Here is a 22902-nt window from a genome sequence, read left to right as displayed (position 1 = left end):
TAGCGGTGTGAGTGAGGAGACATTGGGTTTCGCGGATTCTCCCGCAGTCTGGTTGGAAGCGGCGTTTACCCGCGTCGCTCACAACGATATGCAAACCTTACCGTTTTATCGTGCCGCCATTCCGGTGAAGACGTGCGGTTTCACCCTGTTTGAACAGCAGTGGGTCGGCTGCTTGTTAACGCCCTGGACGTTGAGTCTGCTGGTGTTGCCGGGGCCGGATCAGGTGTGGTCACAGCGTACGACCGGTGAGCGTCTGGCACTGCAATTGCCGTGTGGCAATGTCACGTTTATGGTAAGCGACATTGCCGATGCGAGCGGCCAAAATCACCAGTATCTTTCCTGTTCACTGATGTCGCCCATCGATCCCCATATGTCGGCTCAGCAGGCGTTAACGCTAGCAGAACAGAGCGCGCGCATGGCGCTGTCGCTCCCGGTGGTGGATGCCAATGCCCCGCGTAATCTCAGCCGTCGTGCGTTGTTCCTGCGCGGGAATGAGTAGCATGCATGAAATATCCCTATGCTATAGCACGCTAGAGTTGATTGAGCAGCAGGCGCGTCAGCACGGCGCGCATAAAGTCACTGGCGTATGGCTGGAAATCGGTGCGCTGTCCTGCATTGAGGAGAGCGCATTACGCTTTTGCTTTGAATCCGTTTGCCGACAAACGCTGGCGGAGGGATGCGAGTTACACGTTGCCGTGCGCGCGGCCCGGGCCTGGTGCTGGGAGTGCAGCGCGGTGGTTGACATTTCGCGTCATGGTGCGGGTTGCCCGCAGTGTGGCAGCTATAACCTGCGAATTGATGAAGGCGATAGCCTGCAATTGAAACAGTTAGCAGTAGAGTAACGCGGTTCAACACCGTAAGGAGTCAGTTCCTATGTGTACCACATGTGGCTGCGGCGAAGGGGAACGCAGAATCGAAGGTGATGAGCACGACCATCATGCTCATGAACATAGCCATGCGCATCATCATGGTCATCACCACGGGCACGATCGCCACGATGATGCGCATACGCACCAACACGCCCATGCGCATCATCACGCTGATGACGCCATGTCGCAAGAGGCTGGCTCGCCGCGCTATGTGGTGATTCACCACCACCATTACCACCATAACGGTGATGTTCACCACCACTATCACGGCGAAAGTAAGGTGGTGTCAAAGCGCAGCGTAGAACAGGGACACGCTCATGCACACCATCATGACCATGATGACCACCATCACGATCATCACCATGACGCGCATCAACCGGTTGTTTTCCTGCCGCAAGTGAATGGTTCCGATCTGCACTACGGGCAGGGGGAAGCGGGAACGCACGCACCGGGCATGCCACAACAGCGTCTGTTGCAAATCGAAATGGACGTGCTGAGCAAAAACAATGCGCTGGCTGAGCATAATCGCGAACATTTTTCTGCACAAAAGATTCTGGCACTCAATCTGGTTTCCAGCCCCGGCTCCGGCAAAACCACCCTGTTGACACAAACGCTTGATCGTATCAGCAGTCATGTGGCGTGCGCGGTCATCGAAGGTGACCAACAGACCACCAACGATGCTGAACGTATTCGTGCAACCGGGGTGAGTGCCATCCAGGTCAACACCGGGAAAGGTTGCCATCTGGATGCGCAAATGGTGCATGATGCCGCGCATCGTCTGCAACTGGCGGATAACAGTATCCTGTTTATCGAAAACGTCGGCAATCTGGTGTGCCCGGCCGGGTTCGATCTCGGTGAACGCCATAAGGTGGCAGTGCTCTCGGTGACGGAAGGCGAAGATAAACCGCTGAAATATCCGCATATGTTTTCTGCTGCCGCGTTAATGGTCATCAACAAGATCGATCTGCTGCCGTATCTGGATTTCGATTTAGATGCCTGTATCGCCTATGCGCGCCGTGTGAACCCGGATATTCAAGTGATTGCCCTCTCGGCCCGTAGCGGCGAGGGGATGGATGAATGGTTCGCCTGGCTGGAGGCACAACAATGTGCTTAGGCATTCCGGGTAAAGTGGTGTCGGTCGGTGAAGATATTCATCAACCGGCGCTGGTGGATGTGTGCGGTGTGCAGCGTGCGGTGAATATCGCACTGGTGTGCGAAGGCGAACCGGCGGAATTGATCGGTCAGTGGGTATTGGTGCATGTCGGGTTTGCCATGAGCCTGCTGGATGAGCAGGAGGCTCAGGACACGCTGGACGCATTGCAATCCATGCAAGCGGTTGGGCTGGAGCTGGACGAAATGCGCCAGCACGAGGACGGTTATGCAGTACGTTGATGAATTTCGCGATCCTGAATTGGCCAAAACGCTGCTGCGGGAAATTGAAAAGCAGGTGGCGGCGATGCCGCACTGGCGTGAACATCCTCTGCAACTGATGGAAGTGTGCGGTGGTCACACCCATGCCATCTTCAAGTTTGGGCTGGATCGGCTATTGCCGCCGGAGATCGAATTTGTGCATGGCCCCGGTTGCCCCGTGTGTGTGCTGCCGATGGGGCGCATTGATGCTTGTATCGAAATCGCCTCGCACCCGGAGGTGATCTTCTGTACCTTCGGCGATGCGATGCGATGCGATGCGATGCGATGCGATGCGATGCGATGCGATGCGATGCGATGCGCGTGCCGGGGCGCAATGGGTCCTTGTTGGATGCGCGCCGTCACGGCGCTGATGTACGGATTGTCTACTCTCCGTTGGATGCGCTGGCGCTGGCAGAGAAACACCCAGAGCGCCAGGTGGTGTTTTTCGGGTTAGGGTTTGAAACCACCATGCCCAGCACGGCGCTGACTTTACAACAGGCCAAACGGCGCGACATTCATAATTTCTCCCTTTTCTGTCAGCACATTACCATTATCCCCACTTTGCGCAGCTTGCTGGAGCAACCGGATATCCGTATCGACGGCTTTCTCGCACCGGGTCATGTCAGCATGGTGATCGGCGCTTCGCCTTATCAACCGCTGTGCGATGCGTTTCATAAGCCGTTTGTCATTACCGGGTTTGAGCCGCTGGATATACTGCAAGCGTTGCTGATGCTGGTGACACAATTGCGTGAAGCGCGCTGCCAGGTAGAAAATCAGTATCGTCGCATTGTGCCGGACAGCGGTAACGGATTGGCGCAAAAAGCGATGGACGAGGTGTTTGAAATCAAGGCCAGCAGCGAATGGCGCGGACTGGGTGAGATTGCCGACTCCGGCATGCAATTGCGTGCTGCCTATCATGACTATGATGCTGAACGTCGCTTTCAACCCCGTCAACAGCGGGTGGCCGATGAGCCGCTGTCACGCTGTGGAGATGTGCTGACCGGTCGCTGTAAACCGGCGGATTGCCCCTTGTTTGCCACGCATTGCTCACCAGAGAACGCGATTGGCGCACTGATGGTATCGTCAGAAGGGGCCTGTGCTGCCTATTATCAATATCGCCGGGAAGAAAGTCCCGTCGGGAGTGACGCTTAAGTGAATATTTGTAAACCGCCCAAAGAGATTACGCTTGCGCACGGCAGCGGCGGTCAGGCCATGCAGCAACTGATAGCCTCATTGTTTCTCACCGCATTTGATAACCCGCTGCTTGGGCAACGGGAAGATCAAGCGCGTATGCCGCTGGCCCCGCTGACGCAGCAGGGCGATCGTCTGGCGTTTACTACCGACAGCTATGTCATCGATCCGATTTTTTTCCCCGGAGGCGATATTGGCAAGCTGGCCGTATGCGGCACGGTCAACGATCTGGCGGTCAGCGGGGCACAACCGCTTTATCTTTCTTGCGGCTTTATCATTGAAGAAGGGTTTTCCGGCGAGGATCTGGTGCGTATTGTGACGTCTATGGCGCATACCGCGCAGCAGGCCGGCGTGCAGATTGTGACTGGAGATACCAAGGTGGTGCCGCGCGGTGCCGCCGACAAACTGTTTATTAACACGGCGGGGATCGGTGTTATTCCTACTGAGATCAACTGGGGCGCATCGCAGATCCGTGCCGGTGATAAAATCATTGTCACGGGGACCTTAGGCGATCACGGCGCGACCATCCTTAATCTGCGCGAAAAATTGGGCTTGGAAGCGGAACTGAGCAGTGATTGTGCTGCGCTGACGCCGATGATTGCACCTTTGCGTGCGATCGACGGAGTGCGTGCGCTGCGTGATGCTACGCGCGGTGGTGTGACGGCGATCCTGCATGAATACGCACAAGCCAGCGGTTGCGGTATGGTGATTGATGAGGCGGCACTGCCTCTGAAATCGGCGGTGCGTGGTATTTGCGAAATTCTGGGATTGGAAGCGCTGAACTTTGCCAATGAAGGTAAGCTGGTGCTAGCGGTCGCCCCGCAGGCGGAACAAGCGGTGCTTGACGCGCTGCATGCACATCCGCTCGGCAAAGAGGCCGTCACCATTGGTGAAGCGACGGCATCGACGCAGGTGCGCCTGCGCGGCATATTCGGCACGTCACGACTGCTGGACCTGCCGCATAATGAACCCATGCCGCGCATTTGCTAACGCGACAACGCAAGCCTTTTTTTGGTTTTTTGCCGCGCGTAAAGCATCCCGCTGACGAGTGCGGGGCGCTCTCACCCACCTCAGCGTGATTTTTACGCTGAGGAAAAACACTACAATATTCCCCTGGAGTTCAGCGCCTAATATGAGCAACGGTATTTGCATCCGTGTTAAAGGCAAAGTGCAGGGCGTGGGGTTTCGCCCTTACGTGTGGCAACTGGCGCATCGTTATCAACTGTGCGGCAATGTCAGCAATGACAGCGCAGGGGTGTTGATTCATCTGATGATGTCTCCACAGGTTGCAGTGTTCCTTGACGACCTTGCCCACGAATGCCCACCGCTCGCTCATATCGACAGCATCGAATCATATCCTTATGAATGGGAGCTGCAACCCACCGACTTTAGCATTGCCCACAGCGGTACGGGAGCGATGGATACGCAGGTGGTGCCTGATGCGGCAACCTGTCCGGCCTGTCAGCAAGAGTTGATGACGCCCGGCAACCGGCGCTATCACTATCCCTTTATTAACTGCACTCACTGCGGGCCGCGTTTTACTATTATTCGCCATATGCCTTACGACAGGCCCAATACGGCGATGGCGACGTTTCCGTTGTGCTCGCCTTGTGCCCGTGAATACCAAAATCCTGCCGACCGACGCTTTCATGCCCAACCGACGGCATGCCCGGATTGTGGACCACACCTGTGGTTGTGCGATGCCAGCGGCAATGAACGGGCTCAGGGCGATGCGGCGCTGGAACAGGCTGTGAAGGCGCTACAAGCGGGGCAGATCGTTGCAGTCAAAGGGTTGGGTGGTTTTCATCTGGCGTGCGATGCCACGCAACAACAGGCGGTAGCGCAATTGCGTCAGCGTAAGCGTCGTCCCGGTAAGCCGCTGGCGGTGATGCTGCCTGATGAGCACTGGCTGTCGCGCTGTGCGCAACTGATGGATGAAACGCCCGCCATCAATCTGATGAAAAGTGCGGCGGCGCCCATTGTGTTGCTGCCGTTGCGACGCGACGGCGCGCTGTGTGATGCGGTAGCGCCCGGATTGAGTGAAGTTGGGCTGATGCTACCCGCCAACCCGCTCCAGCATCTCCTGCTGGCATTGGCGGATCGCCCTCTGGTGATGACCTCCGGTAATGCCAGCGGAAAACCGCCTGCACTGACCAATGCGCAAGCGTTAAACGATCTCAATGGGTTGGCCGATCTCTGGTTACTGCATAACCGTGATATCGTGCAACGTGCCGACGACTCACTGGTGCGTTGTCACGACGGCGCTGCGGAAATGCTGCGCCGTGCTCGTGGCTATGTACCTGATGCGTTTACACTGCCGCCCGGTTTCGAGCACCAACCCGCATTGTTGGCGATGGGTGCCGATCTCAAGAACACCTTCTGTTTGCTGCGCGATGGGTATGCCATTGTCAGCCAGCATCTGGGCGATCTCACCGACAGTGATGTTGAGCAGCAGTATCAAAACGCGATAGCGCTTTTTGAGGACATCTATCGCTTCACACCCACGGCGATTGTCGTGGATGCGCACCCTGGCTACATCAGCCACCGCCTCGGGCATCAGCGCGCCGAACATGCCAGTATTGCCTGCCATGAAGTGTTACATCACCATGCCCATATTGCCGCCTGTCTGGCGGAGCACGGCTGGCCGCGTGATGCCGGACCGGTTGTTGGCTTGACGCTGGATGGCATTGGTTATGGCGAAAAGGGCCAATGGTGGGGCGGTGAATGTTTGCTGGCCGATTACCGTTCCTGCTCTCATCGGGGCGGACTGCCTGCGGTAGCATTGCCGGGTGCGGATCTGGCGGCTCGCCAGCCGTGGCGTAACCTGCTGGCGCAGTGGCTGCGTTTTGTGCCTGACTGGCGAGAACAACCGCAGGCGGCGCATTTTCCTCAGCATGCGCTGCCTTTATTGATCAAAGCGATTGAGCGCGGCGTGCAATCCCCGCACAGTTCATCCGCCGGGCGACTGTTCGATGCGGTTGCGGTGGCAACGGGGTTTGGCGTGCGTGAACAGAGCTGGGAAGGCGAAGCCGCTTGCCAGCTAGAAGCGTTGGCGTGGCAAAGCGATGTCCAGTTTCATCCGGTATCGATGCCGCTTGCCGGTAACCTGTTAGATCTGGAGACATTCTGGCACGAATGGCTGGCCTATCAGGCAGCACTCGCGCGGCGTGCGCACGCCTTTCACGTGGCGCTGGCGCAAGGCTTGGCGGCGTTGGCCCGGCAGGTTGCGCGTGAGGAAAATACTCATACCATCGTGCTTTCTGGCGGTGTGCTGCATAACCGACTGCTTAGCACACTGCTGCATCGAGAACTGGCTGATTTTACCGTGTTGCAACCAAGACGTTTGCCCGCAGGCGATGGCGGTCTCTCGCTGGGACAGGCATTGATTGCTGCGGCGCGTGGATAAACGTGAAATTAATGTCAATATTTTGTTGCGTGACATATATGTCATTTTGAAATATGTGCTGATGGGTTTTATTTTAAATAAATCAGTTTGTATGTATTTAAATTGCTTTTAAATAACGCTCAAAAGTAAGTTTTTCAATGAATTGAAATTAATTGTAAATATACTTAAACCGCAATGAAGTCAAATTCCTAAAAATATTATTCGATTGAACTTATTCCTTGTTTTGTTAAAACCCAAAGGCTAACGTCCACCGCTTATTAATTGTTTGTCTTTTTATTTAGCTTGGGCGTTAACATATGTCATACAACTATTTTATTAACAAGAAAAGAAAATTTGAGCAAAGCGTTTCTCGCAAAGTCACCGTAATGGTGTGGGTCAATATCTTTTTCCAATTGCTATTTCCACTGAGTATTTCTTTTTCCCCGGTGATGGCTGCGGCTATCTCTGCTTCCACGCCTACTTTTTCAGATACTGAACCGTATGTGTTGGGGCCGGGTGAAACGGTTGATGCCATTGCAAAAAGATATGGTGTTTCTGTTGAAGAACTGCAAAAGATCAATCAGTACAGAACGTTTTCTAAACCCTTCTCAGCGCTTACAACGGGCGATGAGGTTGAAGTTCCGCGCAAGCGTTCACCTTTCTCTGTAGACAACCAACAGCCTGTAGAAACAGAAAATCGGCTCGAAAGCCAAGCGGTGGCAGGGGCGACGATGCTATCCAGTAAAAATGCCGCCAAATCCGCAGAGCAGATGGCGCGCTCCGCCGCCAATAGCGAAATCAACAATTCTGCACAGCAGTGGCTGAGCCAGTACGGCACTGCCCGCGTACAGCTAAACGTCAATGATGATTTCAAACTCGATGGTAGCGCGATAGACGTTCTGGTGCCGTTAAAAGATAACAATAAAAATATGTTGTTTACTCAGTTAGGGGCGCGGAATAAAGATAGCCGTAATACCTTAAATGCGGGTATTGGCTACCGTACTTTTCAAGATAATTGGATGTACGGTGTTAATACCTTTTTTGATAATGATATTACCGGAAAAAATCGCCGGGTTGGTGTCGGCGCAGAAGCGTGGGCTGACTATGTGAAATTGTCCGTGAACAGTTATTTTGGCCTGCTGATGATAACGACTATGTTGAGCTGCGTGCACGCGTTATCGATGCAAATGGCAATGCGGTTGAGGGGGTCTTTATATCACCAGCCTGGAGCGACGTAACATTATTAAGTCGAACGCTGACTGATATTGACGGCATCTCTACCCTCCGTTTTACAAGCAAGACCACTGGTGTTAAATCAATTAGTTTAAGAACGTATATCAATGGTACTTATGGCCCTTACGTTTATTTGAAACCTGTTTTTATCGCGGATAACAGCACGGCAACGATAGCTGATGCGGATTTCACGGTAGCCAGCGGTGCGCTTGCCAACGGCACTGACAGTAATACATTGAGTGTTGTGGTGAAAGACGGGCAGGGGAACGTGGTTCCTGATATCTCGGTGACATTTGCGCTAACGAGCGGTAGCGCAACGTTAACGACACCCACAGCCCCGACAAATGCAAAAGGCGTGGCGCAAGCCACGCTAACAAGCTGGGTTGCTGGCGATAACCAGGTAACGGCGACGGTGGGCAAACACACGACAGCCGCACAGACCTCCACGTTTAAACCGGGGGCGGCACTTACGGGGATCTCCGCCAACGGTCACACCTTTACTATTGGTGACGGATTTCCCACTACCGGATTTCATGCAGCAACCTTTACGTTAAATGTCAGTGAGAGCGCGAGTGCTTATACATGGAATTCAAATCAACCTGGCGCGGTAACAATAAATAATGGTCAGGTTACACTGAACACTCCACCTTCTGGGCCTGTGATTATCACGGCAACCCCGACAAATGGGCTAGGAGAGGCGTTGAGTTACTCATTTACCGTCAACAGTTGGTTTACTAATGGCGGCTCAACGACGTTAAACTGGACAGAGGCTAACCAATACTGCAACCAGCAGCCAGGGTTTAACCACCTAACGAGGGCGCAGTATAATTTTACGTCGAGTACTACCCGTCGCGTTGGGGCCTTGTGGGCGGAATGGGGAAATTTGCGTAATTATACTGACTCAGGGTTTTCTGGATTTGAGTATTGGACAGCAGATGGAGATGGGGCGGGAGGCAATAATTATTATGTTAACATCAACTTTAGTTCTTTCTACAGTGGTACGCACAGTACCCCTCGGGGACTGATCTGCCATCAGGGACTTTGATATTTCTCCATATCATAGGCTCATCGAGTGTTCTAGTAGAGGCTTGATGATATGCGTAAAGGGGCAGCCATTACGGCTGCTCCTTTATATTGGTATAAAACAGACCTGGGCGATTTGATTTGCTCTAACAGCTCAAGGCCCCGGATAAAACCCGGCGCTTAGCGCCTGCACGGCGTGCGCCACTCTGGGTCCCATGCCTAGCACCAGCGCCTGATCGATGGCAACGATACGTTGCTGATGCCAGGCGCGAGTGTGGGTGATGCCGGGCACCGCAGCCAATGTGTCCAACCCACCCGCGATACTCTGCGATGTCACCACGATCACCTCTGGGTCGGCGGCGATCATTGATTCACCGCCATAGGGCCGATATTGAGGGTGGGTAGCCACATTTTTTCCTCCTGCCAGCGTAATCATGCCATCGGCGACGGTGCCTTCCCCCGCCACCATGGCCCCGCTGCCCGCGACGCTAAGCAGAAATAGCACCTTGACCGGCGTTTTTTGGGCCGCGGTGAGTTGCTGTACCCGCTGAAGATCCGCATTGATCTGCGCGATAAGCGCCTCTCCCTGTTCGACCTTGTGTAACAGGTTAGCCGCCTGGCGTATTGTCACTATCAACTGCTGCGGCGTGCTGGTCGTGCGCTGAAACAGCGAGACCTGAACGCCCGCCTGGCGTAGCTGATCCATGCGGCCTGCGGTTGGGCATCCTGCCAGGTCATCACCAGCGAGGGTTGCAAAGACAGCATGCCGTCCACGTTGAGTTGCTGCCAGTGGCTGACCTTGGCGAGCGTTTGGGTTTCGGGTGGGTAGGTGGTGGTTTGATCCACCGCTACCACTGTGCTGCCGCTCCCTACGGCATAGACGATTTCCGTCAATGCACCGCCAGCGACGACGACACGCGCTGGCGGTGATGCTCCCTGTGCGGACAGGCTACATGCCAGGCAACTGATAAACAGCGCAGATATCACCCTTAACATGTCCTTTTCCTCAGAATGCCATGGAGGCGCCAATCACCGTGCTGAACCCGGAGGCCGGAATGCCTTCATGCGCGGTGGTGTAGCGTTTGTCCAGCAGGTTGTTCAATGCCCAGTTCACCTGATACTGGTCATCCTTGCCGAAGGTGGCGGTAAATGCCAGATTGGCCGTCGCCCAGCCAGCATGCTGGGTTACCTGATCGGCGGTGCTGTCTTTGGCACGCGTTGCTGCACGCAGGAAGGCATCTGACTCCAATGAGAACAGGTTAAACAGAGCGACATGTTTCACGCCAACGCGCCCGGTCAGTGCCGGTTCGCCAGTGTCGAAGGTGCTGCGGTTTTCCAATTCCAGCTCACGGCGAATCACATTTCCGGTGACATAAGGGGACACTGTCCAGCCCAGATATTCCGCATGCAGTTCCAGCCCGTAGGTCTTCGCACTGTTAGCGTTAGCGTAATAGCGGCTGTTGGCATCGGTGCTGCCAGCGCAGGCAGCGCTGCCCGCACAGTTGAGCGTGGTGATGTAATCTTTAGCGCGTGAGTGATACACGGCCCCGTCCAGCAACCACTCTGCATTTTTATAGCGAGCGCCCAGTTCATAGTTGTCCGAACGCTCTGCTTTCAGATTCGGGTTACCGTACGTGATGCTGCCGCCTGCGCTGGTGTCGTAGAACTTATGGGTCAAGGTGGGGTAGACATAGCCTTGTGCGTAAGAGGCACGTAGCTGTGTATTGGTAAAGCCCGAATAGCGCAGCGTGGTGGCGGTCACCGTGGTGCTGTCGTGTTCGCGCTGGCTTGCCTTAGCGCTGTTGGTAATAACACTGCCGTTTACGCCGGTCATGGCAGGGAAGCCATAACGGGTGACGGTGCCATTACTGGTGCTGCCATAAGAGAGTGATTCAACCCAATATTGGCGAGCGCCCAAGGTCCAGGTCCAGTCCGGCGTGATTTTCCACTCATCCTGTGCGAACAGTGACCAGTGCGTTTGTTGCCAGTGGGCGTCAGAATTGATGTTGGGGTTGATATTGATGTTATACGGGCTGCCAAAGAAACTGATTGTCTTGCCAATAGTGACGTTAGTGGATGCAGTTTGTTTAACATCATCGCGTGACCACTGCCCACCAACAATCAGCAGATGATTATCCCAGGGGGTGAGATCGGTTTGCACCGTGATGCCATCACTAATCTGCTTATCGTTGGTGCCGGTTTTCAACGTCATCACTGAATCGGTCATTGCCCAGCCTTGGTAGCTGTAATCAACGCCGCTCTGTACCAAATCATTGCGGAACTCCCGCTTGATGTTTTGCCGATAGGCATCCAGATGCACTTTTTTCAGCAGGCTGTTGCCGACGTTCCAGTCGTAGAACAGACCGATCTTATCGCGTTCCAAATTGGGAATACGTACGCTGAAGCTGTCATAGTCGTTGGAATTGTTGTAGGTTTGGGTGCTGACTTTATAGCGGTCTAAGGATAGCCCGAACTTGTGTTGGCCAAGGCGATAACCCAACCAGGCGGATTGGCTGTTGTTACGGAAATCGGTGCCAGGCAGGCGACCATCCGGCGTGCTGCGATTACCCTGATCGCTGTAGCTGCCGCTGAGGCGGTATTCAAAATCCCTCAGCGAGCCGTAAGCGATCGCTGATTGTTGCCAGCCTGCGGTCGCGCTGTCATACATCACCTTGATTTTGCCACCGATGGGCGAGTCTCCGCCTTTACGGGTGATAAAATTGATAATCCCACCAATAGCCTGTGAGCCGTACAGCACCGAGTGCGGCCCTTTCACCACTTCCACGCGCTCGACATAAGACGGATCGATCAACAGGCCCAGGCTGTAATTGGGCCCGGCGCGCTGATAAGTCACTTCCTGCCCGTCGATAAGCACCAACACACGCGAGGCTTCTTCGCCACGAATACGAATCTGCTTACGCCCGGCCAACGAGTTGTCGACAATATCCACGCCGGGAATATCCCGAAGCGCTTCCGCCATCTGATCGCCGGTAAATCGGCTCAGTTTCTCACTGTCGATAACCTGCATGCTGACCGGACTTTCCCACAGATTCTGTTCGGTGCGCCCGTCGCTGATGACCGTGATTTCGTCGTCCTGCCCGGCAGCCAGCGAGGTATTGCCATAAATAAGCGGCAGTAAACATACCGCGGTGTGCGTCATTATTTTTTTCATCTGTTATTCCCGAAAGATAAACAATTCTCATTTGCATTGCGAATTGTTGTATTTCAAATGAAACATTTGATCAAAATATTTTTATATTTATGTGATGCGAGTCATGAATTATTTTTAATAAATACTTGCTTTTTATGTATTAAATTAAATTAAGCAAACTTAATGAAGTGAGGGTATTTATCATTGATATAACAAACTCATTAACTTTAATTTTCAATGCATTGATTTTTATTGTTATTTTTTCTTTGTTGCTAGCAAGGTTTTTTACAAAAAAGCGAAAAATGCGTTAATGCAATTGCAAGTCTTAAGCCGCGTTTCGGTTTGGTCCGCAATTCACGTTAGGGCGTGTTGCTAAATACAAATAGTTATCATCTAATCTTTTCACCGTGGTAGAAGTGGAAAGGATGAAAGAAGAGATGAACATTGATTTAACGCCGTATTACGCCCAGCCCGGCGAGCAACCGTTCGCCGCACGGAAGATGGCGATGCCTTGGCGTAATCATGTACCGCTTTCTCCAGAGCAGATTGCTGCAAGCTGGCAAACGTTGCGTCAGCAAACGGTACCGGCGCGTAAGCGTCTGCTCTATTTACACATCCCTTTCTGTGCCACGCACTGTACCTTTTGCGGCTTTTATCAGAACAAGCTGCGCGATGACAGCACCGCCGCCTATACCCGCTATCTGCTACAAGAGTTGGCGCTGGAAGCGGAAAGCCCGCTGCATCAGTCTGCCCCCATTCATGCGGTCTATTTTGGCGGCGGCACGCCGACGGCGCTGTCCGCTGACGAGCTGTCACAGATTATTCGGGCCATCCGCACCTCTTTGCCGCTGGCTCCCGACTGCGAAATAACCGTTGAGGGCCGCAGCGCCGGGTTTGATGACGAGCGCATTGATGCCTGCCTGGAGGCTGGAGCAAACCGCTTCTCCATCGGTGTTCAAACCTTTGATAGCCGGATACGCCAACGCATGGCGCGCCTGTTTGACCGCCAGCAACTTATCCACTTTTTGGAAAACCTGTGTAGCCGCGATAAGGCTGCCGTGGTGTGTGATTTGATGTTCGGTTTACCGGGACAAACAGCGGAAAGTTGGCGTGAAGATTTAGCGATTGTCAGCGATCTGCCGCTGGACGATGTCGATCTTTATGCGTTGAACCTGTTACCGACCACCCCGTTGGCAAAAGCGGCAGAGAACCAGCGCGTGACGTTGCCGGAGGTGATGGAACGGCGCGATTTTTATCACACCGGGGCCGATTTTCTGGCTAATGCTGGCTGGCATCAGTTGAGCAACAGCCATTGGGCAAAAACCACCCGGGAACGCAATCTCTACAATTTGCTTATTAAACAAGGTGCTGACTGCCTGGCTATGGGGAGCGGGGCGGGCGGTAACGTTAACGGCCAGGCGTACATGATGGAACGCGATTTGGAACGCTACTACGCGAAGCTGGATAACGGAGAGAAGCCGATCGCGATGATGACACCCGCCAGCAAAGCCGGTGTCTGGCAGCACCGTTTGCAAGCCGGTATTGAAGTTGGCCGTGTCGCCCTGCCGCTGTTGACACCACAGGCAGATGTGCTGACACCCTTGCTGCGTCAGTGGCATGAAGCCGGGTTAATCCGCGATGCGTCAACCTGCCTGCGGTTGACCAACGATGGACGTTTCTGGGCAAATAATCTGATGCAGGCGCTACAACAGCTTATCCCTCAGTTCAATGCTGGGGAATCATTGCCTCATTAAGGGAAGAAGATAATGACGTTACAAGAATTATTGGCGACAAATCCGGATGGCACCTTAGAGGCGATCGCGGAACAATACCAGACCAGCCTGTTTGCGGTTACCGACGCATTGCCGGACGCGCAGCGTACGCTGGTGGCGGGGGATCAGTTCGATCGCGTGTGGGACACCATTACCCAGTGGGGTGAGGTAACGCTCATCAGTCACACGGCGGATGCCATTCTGGAGTTCAAGAGCGTATTGCCAACAGGCACGCATCGTCACGGCTATTTTAACCTGCGTGGCAAAAATGGGCTGAGTGGCCACATCCGTGCTACTCGCTGCGAGCACATTGCGCTTATCGAGCGTAAGTTTATGGGGATGGATACCGCTTCCGTGGTGTTTTTCAATGCGGCAGGTGATGCCATGTTCAAAATTTTCCTTGGCCGTGACGATCACCGTCAACTGTTGGCGCATCAGGTTATTGCGTTCCGTCTGCTGGCGGATGAACTGCGGGCGGTGGCAGCGTGACGCCTTGGTTGCTGTTCGGTGCGGGCAGCGGCGTTGGCGCGTGCCTGCTGCAACGTGCACTGGCGTGCAACCAGTCGGTTATTCTGGTGTTGCGCGACAGTGAACAGGCCAGACAGTGCCGTGAGCAGGGCGTAACCGTGGTCGAGGGTGATGCTTGTGAGCCTGAGGTGGTTGCCCAAGCCTGTCAGGCCGCAGGGCCGGATGCGGTTGTTGTTTCCACGCTGGGTGGCGGTTCGGTGAACTATCTGGGACACCGCACACTCATTGATGGCGCAGAACAGGCTGGCCTGAAACGTATGCTGCTGGTGACCTCACTGGGATGCGGTGAGGGGTGGCCGCTGCTCTCCGCGCGGGCGAAAGCCGCTTTTGGTCTGGCGGTGAGAGAGAAATCGCTGGCGGAATGCTGGTTACAAAGCAGCTCGCTCGATTACGCCATCGTTCGTCCTGGTGGGCTGTTGGATGTGGTGGCAACGCATAATGGCCAACTGACGCAAGGGCCCGCAACATTGGGGCTTATCTCACGTCAGGATGTGGCATTTGCGTTGGAAAAATTGCTGCTGCAACCCGTATTTGGCAATCAGATCTACAACCTGATCGATCCCGAGCTTGAAATGCCTGCGGTGCGCTAGTTTCGCCGTCTCTTCACTGTTTTTATTGCGTGTGCCGCTGTGGCGACGCACGCAATGTTTATCTCTCGATAAACCACTTTCTCTTTGGCAAAACCACCTTATCCCTTTCGCCTTGCCGTCATGTTTTTGGGCATCACACTGTCGGTTTACTGTCTGGACGGAATGTGATTTTTTCGTTAACGCCAGTACGTCTATACTGATAAACAACGGCGTAGCATGGTGCGCGTCGATACGACGAATCCGGCGGTGAGGAGAGGAAGTATCCCGATGGATGAGATTAAACGTATTCTGAGTAATGACATCGAACAGCTTAATCGTAAAGAGAAGCGCGATAACAAAATCCGCTTTAATCCCGGCTTTATCCGTAAACACCCCTATCTTTTCGGCGGCATGTTACTGTGCTACCTCCCGGTGTTATTGATTTTGGGGTTTGCCGATTATTTCGGTAGCGGCTATGTGGTGGGGTTCACGCTGTTTGTGCTGGGCGTGTCACTGGGGCTTTCCTGCCATGTGAGCCCTCGTTACCACTTTGACGATATTGACCAGATGGATTTGCGCGTCTGCTATAACGGCGAGTGGTTTAATAAGCGCAGCATTTCTCAACAGGCGTATGCACAAATTCAATCGAGTACCGGGGTTACCCCCGAGGTGAAGCAAGGCGTAGCGCAGATCCAGCAGACCAAGGGGAAAGTGACTTTTTTTGATGTGTATGCGCTGGTGTATCTGAAGTCACAGGGTTCGGCGGTGTGACCAGATGCCCGTCTCGTGACAGGGTTTAGGCGGCATGGTAGGGTTCAAAAGGAATAGCGGTAACGTCCGCGTATTGAGAAGCAGGTAAGCATAACATGGATAAAAAGCCGTTATTGATTATTCAAATGGGCGTGCCGCCGCAGCCGATTGCCCAGGTGGTGGGTGAACAACGTCTCTGGTTTAGTGCGGCGCTGGCAGCAGAGCCGCGTGAGCTGCTGGTGATTCGGCCGGAACGGGGAGAACGCTTACCCCTTCCTGATGCGGTAGCCGGGGCGGTGGTCAGCGGCTCCTGGTCGATGGTAACCGACCGGTTAGACTGGAGCGAGTCAACGGCGGCCTGGCTGCGTGAGGCGTTCCATGCGCAACTGCCCTTGCTGGGCGTGTGTTATGGACATCAACTGTTGGCGGATGTGCTTGGCGGACTGGTTGCCGATAATCCCAAGGGCAAAGAAATTGGGCTAAAAAAGGTGACGCTGACAGCGCAGGGCGTGAACGACCCGTTGCTGCGCGATTATCCTGCACACTTTGACGCTTATTTGACACATCAGCAATCGGTACTGATTCCGCCTCCGGGGGCTCAGGTGCTGGCCTATTCCGACCAGGATGGCTGCCAGATGTTACGCTATGGCCCCCATGCACTTTCGGTGCAGTTCCACCCGGAATTTACCGCCGCGATCATGACGCAGTGCGTGCGTAACAGTGCCAACGCATTACGGGCCGCTGGGCATGATGTTGATCGGTTGCTCCAACGGGGGCAGGAGCCACTCTGGGCGCGTCGACTCTTGCTCGACTTTGTGGCTCAGATTGAGGATCACCCGGCAAACTTTATCCCCGCGGCTTAACAGGCAACGATCTGTATAATAACGGGTTGCAATAATCCAGCCCGTTTATTTAATCAATATCCTCCCCCGTGAGATGTAATTGCATTTCCTGTCGCTAACGTTCAATAAGAGATTAATAGAAACCGGTAATTAATTATTATTTTTTGGTTTTTTTTATCTTGAACGTTCTTATTTTTTCGCAAATTCGATATGTAAATATTTATATAAAGATAAAAAAACCGCTGCGATGGTATTGATAATTATTATCATTAATTGTGATCTGATACTGGGTTTGGTGATTTATTGTGCAGTTATGTGTCTTTTTTGTTGTCGGATTGATAATGGTTTGCGGTTTTTATATTTCAATGCATAATACTTAATAAGTATATGGTTTTATCCCCAATCCGGTTCTATCTTATTTATTAATTAAAACGAAATGCTATTTGCGCCACCAATTTTTGAGCAATGTGGGCTTAGGAGTTTTTATGCAAGTCAGCAGAAGACAATTCTTTAGAATATGTGCGGGCGGCATGGCGGGAGCCACGGTCACCGCATTGGGTTTCTCTCCCGCCACGGCATTCGCAGAAACCCGACAAGGCTTTGTTGAATAAATCAGAACTTGTGACTACAGCTCCCCTAGCAGATCGATTGTTATGCGATCCGGATGCTGTTCGGCATGCCTAACAGCGTCATTTTGTTAAGCGCTTTGACCATCGCCATTGCCTCACCTACCTGCGCATCATAGTCACGTAGACTTAGATGATCGCCCAGAAGCGTTTTGAACCGGAATATCGCTGTTTCAGCCACTGAGCGTCTATGATAGCCCACTTTCTTTTTCCAGACATCGTTACTGCCGCTTAGACGCTGATCCGCAACCGCGTGATTACGCTCATGGTATCGGTCTGGCCAATATTGCGAACCACGTCGTGGAGGAATAAGAGGCCTTATCCTCTTCCTCAGCAGCACATCATGACAGTAGCGGGTATCGTAAGCGCCGTCAGCCGACGCTTCCCTGATTTTCCGGTGGGTCTGGTTTATCAGGCCCGGTAGAGCCTGAGCATCAGTCGTGCCGCTGAGTGACAAATCAGCACAGATAATTTCATGCGTCACACTGTCTGTGGCCAGATGCAGCTTACGCCACACCCGCCGTCTTTCTGCACCATGCTGCCGGACTTTCCATTCGCCTTCGCCAAAGACCTTCAGGCCGGTTGCGTCAATGACCAGATGGGAGATTTCACCACGGGTCGGCGTTTTTATGCTGATTTTAACGGTCTTTGCTCGCTTGCTGAGCAGCGAGTAGTCTGGGCATCTTAGCGGCAGCCCCATCAGTTTAAAAATGGAGTCAACGAAGCCCTGTAAAGCCCTTAGCGAAAGGCCAAACACGCGTTTCATCATCAGAACAGTGGTGATAGCCATATCTGAGTAGTGACGCGGCCGGCCACGCCGTTCAGGCGTTGTTTTCTCCGTCCATGCAGAAACGGACGACTCATCCAGCCATATTGTCAGAGACCCGCGCAGCTTGAGAGCTTTGTTGTACGTAGACCAGTTGGTGATTTTAAATTTTTGCTTTGCCATGGGGTGCAGATGTTGAAATGACGGTAGTGATCTGAGCAGATGCTCACCTAAAAGTTCTATTTATTCAACAAAGCCACCCGACAATACAAACTGTTGCGTGCCAGAGAGACAAGAAACAACTGTACCTATTGCTCCGTTGGATGCGGCATTTTGATGTACAGCCGTGGCGACGGCGCCAAAAATGCGATTGCTTCTATCTTTCATATCGAAGGCGATCCGGATCATCCGGTAAGCCGCGGCTCTTTATGCCCAAAAGGGGCAGGGCTGATTGACTTTATCCACAGTGACCAACGCCTGAAACTGCCAGAGTATCGCGCGCCAGGTTCTGATAAGTGGGTGCCCATCAGTTGGAATGACGCCTTCGATCGCATTGCGCGTTTGATGAAGGCGGATCGCGATGCAAACTTCGTGGAAAAGAACAGCGCAGGTGTCACGGTTAACCGTTGGCTCACTACCGGGATGTTGTGCTCTTCGGCGGCCAGCAATGAAACCGGCGCATTGGATTACCGTTTCGCCCGTTCGCTTGGCATGCTGGGGATGGATACGCAGGCGCGTTTATGCCATGGGCCGACGGTTGCCGCGTTGGGGGCGACCTTTGGCCGTGGCGCGATGACCAATAGCTGGGTTGATATTAAAAACGCCAATGTGATTCTGGTGATGGGCGGTAACCCGGCAGAAGCGCACCCGGTGGGATTCAAATGGGCGATTGAGGCCAAGGTGAAAAACGGCGCTCGCATGGTGGTGGTCGACCCGCGCTTTAATCGTACCGCAGCCGTCGCTGACATGTATTCGCCGATCCGGGCCGGTTCGGATATCACTTTCCTGTTAGGCGTGGTCAATTATCTGATCACGCAAGATAAAATCCAGCATCAATACGTGTTGTCCTACACCAACGCCAGTTTGCTGGTGCGGGAGGATTTTGCCTTTACCGACGGCCTGTTTAGCGGTTACAGCGAGAAAGACAGTAAATACGACAACACCACCTGGAACTATGAACTGGATGAAAACGGCTTCGCCAAGCGCGATATGACGCTGACGCATCCGCGTAGCGTATGGCAGCAACTGAAACAGCACGTCAGTCGTTACACGCCACAATTGGTCACTGAGGTGTGCGGTACACCGCTTGACGATTTCATCAAAATTTGTGAACTGCTGGCTACCACGGCGGTACCCGATAAAACCGCCACGGTTCTCTACGCTCTAGGCTGGACGCAACATACCACCGGCGCACAGATGATCCGCACGGCCGCCATGATCCAGCTGTTATTAGGCAATATTGGCATGGCGGGGGGCGGGGTGAATGCGCTGCGCGGACACTCCAACATTCAGGGGTATACCGATCTTGGGCTGCTGTCGCTGCGCTTGCCCGGCTACATGGACTTGCCCTCAGAAAAGCAGACCACGCTGCAACAGTATTTAAATGAAATCACCCCCAAAGCGCTGCTGGCGGATCAGGTCAATTATTGGAAGAACACGCCCAAATTTTTTATCAGCTTGATGAAGAGCCTGTATGGCGATAAGGCACAGAAGGAAAACGACTGGGGCTTTGACTGGCTGCCGAAGTGGGACAAGAGCTATGACGCGCTCAGCTATTCGCGCCTGATGCTGGCGGGCAAGGTGAACGGTTATATTGCGCAGGGCTTTAACCCGATGGCGGCCTTTGCCGATTCCAATCAGGCCCGTGAGGCGCTAAAGAAACTCAAGTTTCTGGTGATTATCGATCCGTTGGCGACCGAAACCAGTAACTTTTGGCAAAATCACGGCGAACTGAACGATGTGGACCCCGCCCAGATTCAGACCGAAGTGTTTCGTTTGCCGTCGAGCTGTTTTGCTGAAGAAAACGGTTCTATCGTCAACTCCGGCCGCTGGCTGCAATGGCATTTTGCCGGTGCACAGCCTCCGGGTGAGGCCTTGCACGATGGGGTTATTCTCTCCGGTATTCTACTGCGCCTGCGTGAGATGTATGCCAAAGAAGGGGGAGCCAATCCAGAGCCGCTGTTAAACATGACCTGGAACTACGCGGACCCGGAGGATCCTACACCGGAGGAAGTGGCGAAAGAGGCTAACGGCTATGCGCTGGAGGATGTTTTTGACGATCAGGGCAAGCAGATTCTGAAAAAAGGCCAACTGCTCGACAGTTTCGCCCAAATGCGTGATGACGGCACTACCGCCAGTTTCTGCTGGGTTTACGCCGGAAGCTGGACGGAGAAGGGTAACCAGATGGCCAATCGAGACAATGCGGATTCCGGTCTGGGCAATACGCCCGGTTGGTCTTGGGCATGGCCGCAGAATCGTCGCATTCTCTACAACCGCGCCTCAGCGGATGAAAGCGGACAACCGTGGGATCCGAAACGAGAAGTGGTGCGCTGGGATGGAAAACGTTGGACGGGCAGTGATGTGGCGGATTACAGCGCGGCGGCACCAAACAGCGGTGTTGGTCCCTTTATCATGAATCAGGAGGGGTTAGGACGGTTGTTTGCCATGACCAAGATGGTCGATGGCCCGTTCCCAGAACATTACGAGCCTGTCGAATCGCCGTTAAAACAGAACCCGTTACATGCCAACGTGATGCACAACCCGGCCATGCGCCTGTTTGACGTTGACCGTCAGCGTATGGGAACACCGGACGAGTTTCCTTATGTCGCGACCACCTATTCGCTCACTGAGCTGTTCCGCCACTGGACCAAACACGCGCGTCTGAATGCGATTGCGCAGCCCGAGCAGTTTGTTGAAATTGGCGAAGGGTTGGCGCAGCAGAAGGGGATTCGTGTGGGCGATACGGTGAAGGTCAGCAGCAAGCGCGGCTTTATTAAAGCCAAAGCGGTAGTGACCAAGCGTATTCGCACGTTGACGGTAGCCGGGCAAACGGTCGAAACCATCGGTATTCCCTGCCACTGGGGGTTTGAGGGCACCACGCGTAAAGGGTATATGGCAAATATTCTTACGCCACATGTGGGGGACGCCAATAGCCAAACCCCGGAATACAAGGCTTTTCTGGTCAACGTGGAAAAGGCGTAAGGGAGACAGCACATGGCAATGCAATCACAAGATGTTATTCGTCGCTCAGCGACCAGCGCGTTCACCCCGCCGCCGCAGGCTCGCGACCATCAGGCAGAAGTCGCGAAGCTTATCGACGTCACTACCTGCATCGGCTGTAAGGCCTGCCAGGTCGCCTGCTCCGAATGGAACGATATTCGCGATGAGGTAGGCCACAACATTGGTGTTTATGACAACCCTATCGACCTAACGGCTAAATCCTGGACGGTGATGCGGTTTTCGGAAATTGAGGAAAACGGCAAGCTGGAGTGGCTGATCCGTAAAGATGGCTGTATGCACTGTGCGGATCCGGGTTGCCTGAAGGCCTGCCCGGCAGAGGGGGCGATTATTCAGTATGCCAACGGTATCGTTGATTTTCAGTCTGAACAGTGTATCGGCTGCGGCTATTGTATCGCGGGTTGTCCGTTTGATGTGCCGCGGTTGAATAAAGACGATAACCGCGTTTACAAATGCACGCTGTGCGTCGATCGCGTGGCCGTAGGGCAGGAGCCAGCCTGTGTTAAAACCTGTCCGACGGGCGCTATTCATTTTGGTACCAAAGACGATATGAAAACCCTGGCCGCGGAACGCGTGGTCGATCTTAAAGAGCGCGGTTACGACAATGCCGGGCTGTACGATCCGGCAGGGGTGGGGGGCACCCATGTGATGTACGTGCTGCACCATGCTGACAGGCCGCAGCTCTATCATGGTTTACCGGATAACCCGGCCATCAGCCCCACAGTGACCTTCTGGAAGGGGATTTGGAAACCGCTCGCCGCGATTGGCTTTGCGGCGACCTTTGCCGCCAGCGTCTTCCACTATGTGGGCGTTGGGCCCAATCGGGTCGACGAAGAGGACGATGAGGACGAGGTAAAGGATGAGGCGACCACCGCACAGCATGAGGGTAAACAGCATGAAAAAGAGTAATCGCATTCAGCGCTATAGCGCGCCTGAGCGCATTAATCATTGGATTGTGGCATTCTGCTTCGTGTTTGCCGCGATAAGCGGGTTAGGGTTTTTGTTCCCTTCGCTGAACTGGTTGCTGCATATTCTCGGTACGCCACAACTGGCGCGTATACTGCATCCGTTTGTTGGCGTGGTGATGTTTGTGGCCTTCTTGCTGATGTTCCTGCGCTACTGGAAACACAACCTGATCCAGCGTGATGACATTGAATGGGCCAAAAACATCCACAAAATTGCCAGAAATCAGGAAGTCGGTGACACAGGTCGGTATAATTTCGGGCAAAAGAGTGTGTTCTGGTTGACCATCATTTGCCTGGTGCTGCTGTTGGCGAGTGGGATTGTGATGTGGCGTCCCTACTTTGCTCCAGCGTTTCCTATCCCGGTGATCCGTTTGGCTCTGCTGGTACACTCGCTGGCGGCCGTTGGTCTGATCCTGGTCATCATGGTGCATGTGTATGCGGCGCTATGGGTGAAAGGAACAATTACTGCTATGGTAGAAGGCTGGGTACCTGCGGCGTGGGCGAAGAAGCATCATCCACGCTGGTATCGAGAGATTCAACGAAAACAACAAGAAAAACAACCGTAAACAACAGGATAAATCACCC

The 22902-nt window shown here is 53.7% G+C and carries 16 protein-coding genes and 5 pseudogenes; 18 read left to right on the top strand and 3 right to left on the bottom strand.

Annotation, left to right across the window (positions count from 1 at the left end):
- The first annotated feature begins 7 nt into the window (after window positions 1–7).
- From hybE to K6K13_RS23595, 9 genes and pseudogenes are all read left to right on the top strand, one after another.
- A complete protein-coding gene (gene hybE, locus K6K13_RS13880) occupies window positions 8–499 on the top strand; it encodes a hydrogenase-2 assembly chaperone (RefSeq protein ID WP_434064613.1) in 492 nt (163 codons plus the stop codon).
- A gap of 1 nt (window position 500) precedes the next feature.
- Window positions 501–842 (top strand): hydrogenase maturation nickel metallochaperone HypA, encoded by a 342-nt coding sequence (hypA, locus tag K6K13_RS13875; protein WP_222157537.1) that lies wholly within the window; start codon window positions 501–503, stop codon window positions 840–842.
- A 31-nt stretch (window positions 843–873) separates the two neighbouring features.
- A complete protein-coding gene (gene hypB, locus K6K13_RS13870) occupies window positions 874–1983 on the top strand; it encodes a hydrogenase nickel incorporation protein HypB (RefSeq protein WP_222157536.1) in 1110 nt (369 codons plus the stop codon).
- On the top strand, window positions 1974–2261 hold the full coding sequence (hybG, locus tag K6K13_RS13865; protein ID WP_195315010.1) for a hydrogenase maturation factor HybG: 288 nt from the start codon (window positions 1974–1976) through the stop codon (window positions 2259–2261). Before hypB ends, hybG begins: the two co-directional genes overlap by 10 nt.
- Window positions 2248–3431: pseudogene (gene hypD / locus K6K13_RS13860) on the top strand (hydrogenase formation protein HypD). Before hybG ends, hypD begins: the two are co-directional and overlap by 14 nt.
- Window positions 3432–3491: 60 nt before the next feature.
- Window positions 3492–4460 carry a hydrogenase expression/formation protein HypE gene (hypE, locus tag K6K13_RS13855; RefSeq protein ID WP_222161098.1) on the top strand — a complete coding sequence of 323 codons (969 nt, stop codon included), beginning with the start codon at window positions 3492–3494 and terminating at the stop codon, window positions 4458–4460.
- Window positions 4461–4602: 142 nt separating this feature from the next.
- Window positions 4603–6876, top strand: a complete 2274-nt coding sequence (gene hypF / locus K6K13_RS13850) for a carbamoyltransferase HypF (protein ID WP_222157535.1) — start codon at window positions 4603–4605, stop codon at window positions 6874–6876.
- A gap of 365 nt (window positions 6877–7241) precedes the next feature.
- Window positions 7242–7994: pseudogene (locus tag K6K13_RS13845) on the top strand (inverse autotransporter beta domain-containing protein); the annotation flags it as partial.
- A 227-nt stretch (window positions 7995–8221) separates the two neighbouring features.
- A complete protein-coding gene (locus K6K13_RS23595; RefSeq protein WP_222157533.1) occupies window positions 8222–9133 on the top strand; it encodes an Ig-like domain-containing protein in 912 nt (303 codons plus the stop codon).
- 132 nt (window positions 9134–9265) lie between these two features.
- Here K6K13_RS23595 and K6K13_RS13835 read toward each other — a convergent pair.
- Window positions 9266–10107: pseudogene (locus K6K13_RS13835) on the bottom strand (heme/hemin ABC transporter substrate-binding protein).
- Window positions 10108–10117: 10 nt separating this feature from the next.
- Window positions 10118–12283: a TonB-dependent receptor plug domain-containing protein gene (locus tag K6K13_RS13830; protein ID WP_222157532.1), complete on the bottom strand. Its 2166-nt coding sequence runs from the start codon at window positions 12281–12283 to the stop codon at window positions 10118–10120.
- A 416-nt stretch (window positions 12284–12699) separates the two neighbouring features.
- Between K6K13_RS13830 and hutW the strand changes: the two genes are divergently transcribed.
- The 6 genes and pseudogenes from hutW to K6K13_RS23460 all read left to right on the top strand — a co-directional run.
- Window positions 12700–14016 (top strand): heme anaerobic degradation radical SAM methyltransferase ChuW/HutW, encoded by a 1317-nt coding sequence (gene hutW, locus K6K13_RS13825; RefSeq protein WP_222157531.1) that lies wholly within the window; start codon window positions 12700–12702, stop codon window positions 14014–14016.
- 12 nt (window positions 14017–14028) lie between these two features.
- Complete coding sequence (gene hutX / locus K6K13_RS13820; protein WP_222157530.1) at window positions 14029–14523, top strand: heme utilization cystosolic carrier protein HutX; 495 nt, start codon at window positions 14029–14031, stop codon at window positions 14521–14523.
- Window positions 14520–15152 carry an SDR family oxidoreductase gene (locus K6K13_RS13815; RefSeq protein WP_222157529.1) on the top strand — a complete coding sequence of 211 codons (633 nt, stop codon included), beginning with the start codon at window positions 14520–14522 and terminating at the stop codon, window positions 15150–15152. The genes hutX and K6K13_RS13815 overlap by 4 nt, the downstream gene beginning before the upstream one ends.
- 267 nt (window positions 15153–15419) lie before the next feature.
- Entirely contained in the window at window positions 15420–15902 is a 483-nt protein-coding gene (locus tag K6K13_RS13810; RefSeq protein ID WP_222157528.1) for a YlaC family protein, read from the top strand.
- A gap of 95 nt (window positions 15903–15997) precedes the next feature.
- Window positions 15998–16744: a glutamine amidotransferase gene (locus tag K6K13_RS13805; RefSeq protein ID WP_222157527.1), complete on the top strand. Its 747-nt coding sequence runs from the start codon at window positions 15998–16000 to the stop codon at window positions 16742–16744.
- Between the two features lie 464 nt (window positions 16745–17208).
- Window positions 17209–17319 (top strand): annotated as a pseudogene (locus K6K13_RS23460) (hypothetical protein); the annotation flags it as partial.
- 55 nt (window positions 17320–17374) lie between these two features.
- Here K6K13_RS23460 and K6K13_RS13800 read toward each other — a convergent pair.
- Window positions 17375–18298, bottom strand: a complete 924-nt coding sequence (locus K6K13_RS13800) for an IS5 family transposase (RefSeq protein WP_222157526.1) — start codon at window positions 18296–18298, stop codon at window positions 17375–17377.
- Between the two features lie 75 nt (window positions 18299–18373).
- Here K6K13_RS13800 and fdnG point away from each other — a divergent pair.
- From fdnG to fdoI, 3 genes and pseudogenes are all read left to right on the top strand, one after another.
- Window positions 18374–21316, top strand: a pseudogene (gene fdnG, locus K6K13_RS13795) (formate dehydrogenase-N subunit alpha); the annotation flags it as partial.
- Window positions 21317–21328: 12 nt separating this feature from the next.
- On the top strand, window positions 21329–22261 hold the full coding sequence (fdxH, locus tag K6K13_RS13790) for a formate dehydrogenase subunit beta (RefSeq protein WP_222157525.1): 933 nt from the start codon (window positions 21329–21331) through the stop codon (window positions 22259–22261).
- A complete protein-coding gene (gene fdoI / locus K6K13_RS13785; RefSeq protein ID WP_222157524.1) occupies window positions 22248–22883 on the top strand; it encodes a formate dehydrogenase cytochrome b556 subunit in 636 nt (211 codons plus the stop codon). Before fdxH ends, fdoI begins: the two co-directional genes overlap by 14 nt.
- Window positions 22884–22902 lie beyond the last annotated feature (19 nt).

Source organism: Symbiopectobacterium purcellii, from assembly GCF_019797845.1.
Taxonomy (GTDB): domain Bacteria; phylum Pseudomonadota; class Gammaproteobacteria; order Enterobacterales; family Enterobacteriaceae; genus Symbiopectobacterium; species Symbiopectobacterium purcellii.
Note: the sequence above shows the minus strand (reverse complement) of the source record. Positions and strands in the feature narration are given on the sequence as shown.

Coding starts and splice junctions, on each gene's coding strand:
- hypA (WP_222157537.1), top strand. CDS start 501: ATGCATGAAATATCCCTATGCTATAGCACGCTAGAGTTGATTGAGCAG.
- hypB (WP_222157536.1), top strand. CDS start 874: ATGTGTACCACATGTGGCTGCGGCGAAGGGGAACGCAGAATCGAAGGT.
- hybG (WP_195315010.1), top strand. CDS start 1,974: ATGTGCTTAGGCATTCCGGGTAAAGTGGTGTCGGTCGGTGAAGATATT.
- hypE (WP_222161098.1), top strand. CDS start 3,492: ATGCAGCAACTGATAGCCTCATTGTTTCTCACCGCATTTGATAACCCG.
- hypF (WP_222157535.1), top strand. CDS start 4,603: ATGAGCAACGGTATTTGCATCCGTGTTAAAGGCAAAGTGCAGGGCGTG.
- K6K13_RS13830 (WP_222157532.1), bottom strand. CDS start 12,283: ATGAAAAAAATAATGACGCACACCGCGGTATGTTTACTGCCGCTTATT.
- hutW (WP_222157531.1), top strand. CDS start 12,700: ATGAACATTGATTTAACGCCGTATTACGCCCAGCCCGGCGAGCAACCG.
- hutX (WP_222157530.1), top strand. CDS start 14,029: ATGACGTTACAAGAATTATTGGCGACAAATCCGGATGGCACCTTAGAG.
- K6K13_RS13810 (WP_222157528.1), top strand. CDS start 15,420: ATGGATGAGATTAAACGTATTCTGAGTAATGACATCGAACAGCTTAAT.
- K6K13_RS13805 (WP_222157527.1), top strand. CDS start 15,998: ATGGATAAAAAGCCGTTATTGATTATTCAAATGGGCGTGCCGCCGCAG.
- K6K13_RS13800 (WP_222157526.1), bottom strand. CDS start 18,298: ATGGCAAAGCAAAAATTTAAAATCACCAACTGGTCTACGTACAACAAA.
- fdxH (WP_222157525.1), top strand. CDS start 21,329: ATGGCAATGCAATCACAAGATGTTATTCGTCGCTCAGCGACCAGCGCG.
- fdoI (WP_222157524.1), top strand. CDS start 22,248: ATGAAAAAGAGTAATCGCATTCAGCGCTATAGCGCGCCTGAGCGCATT.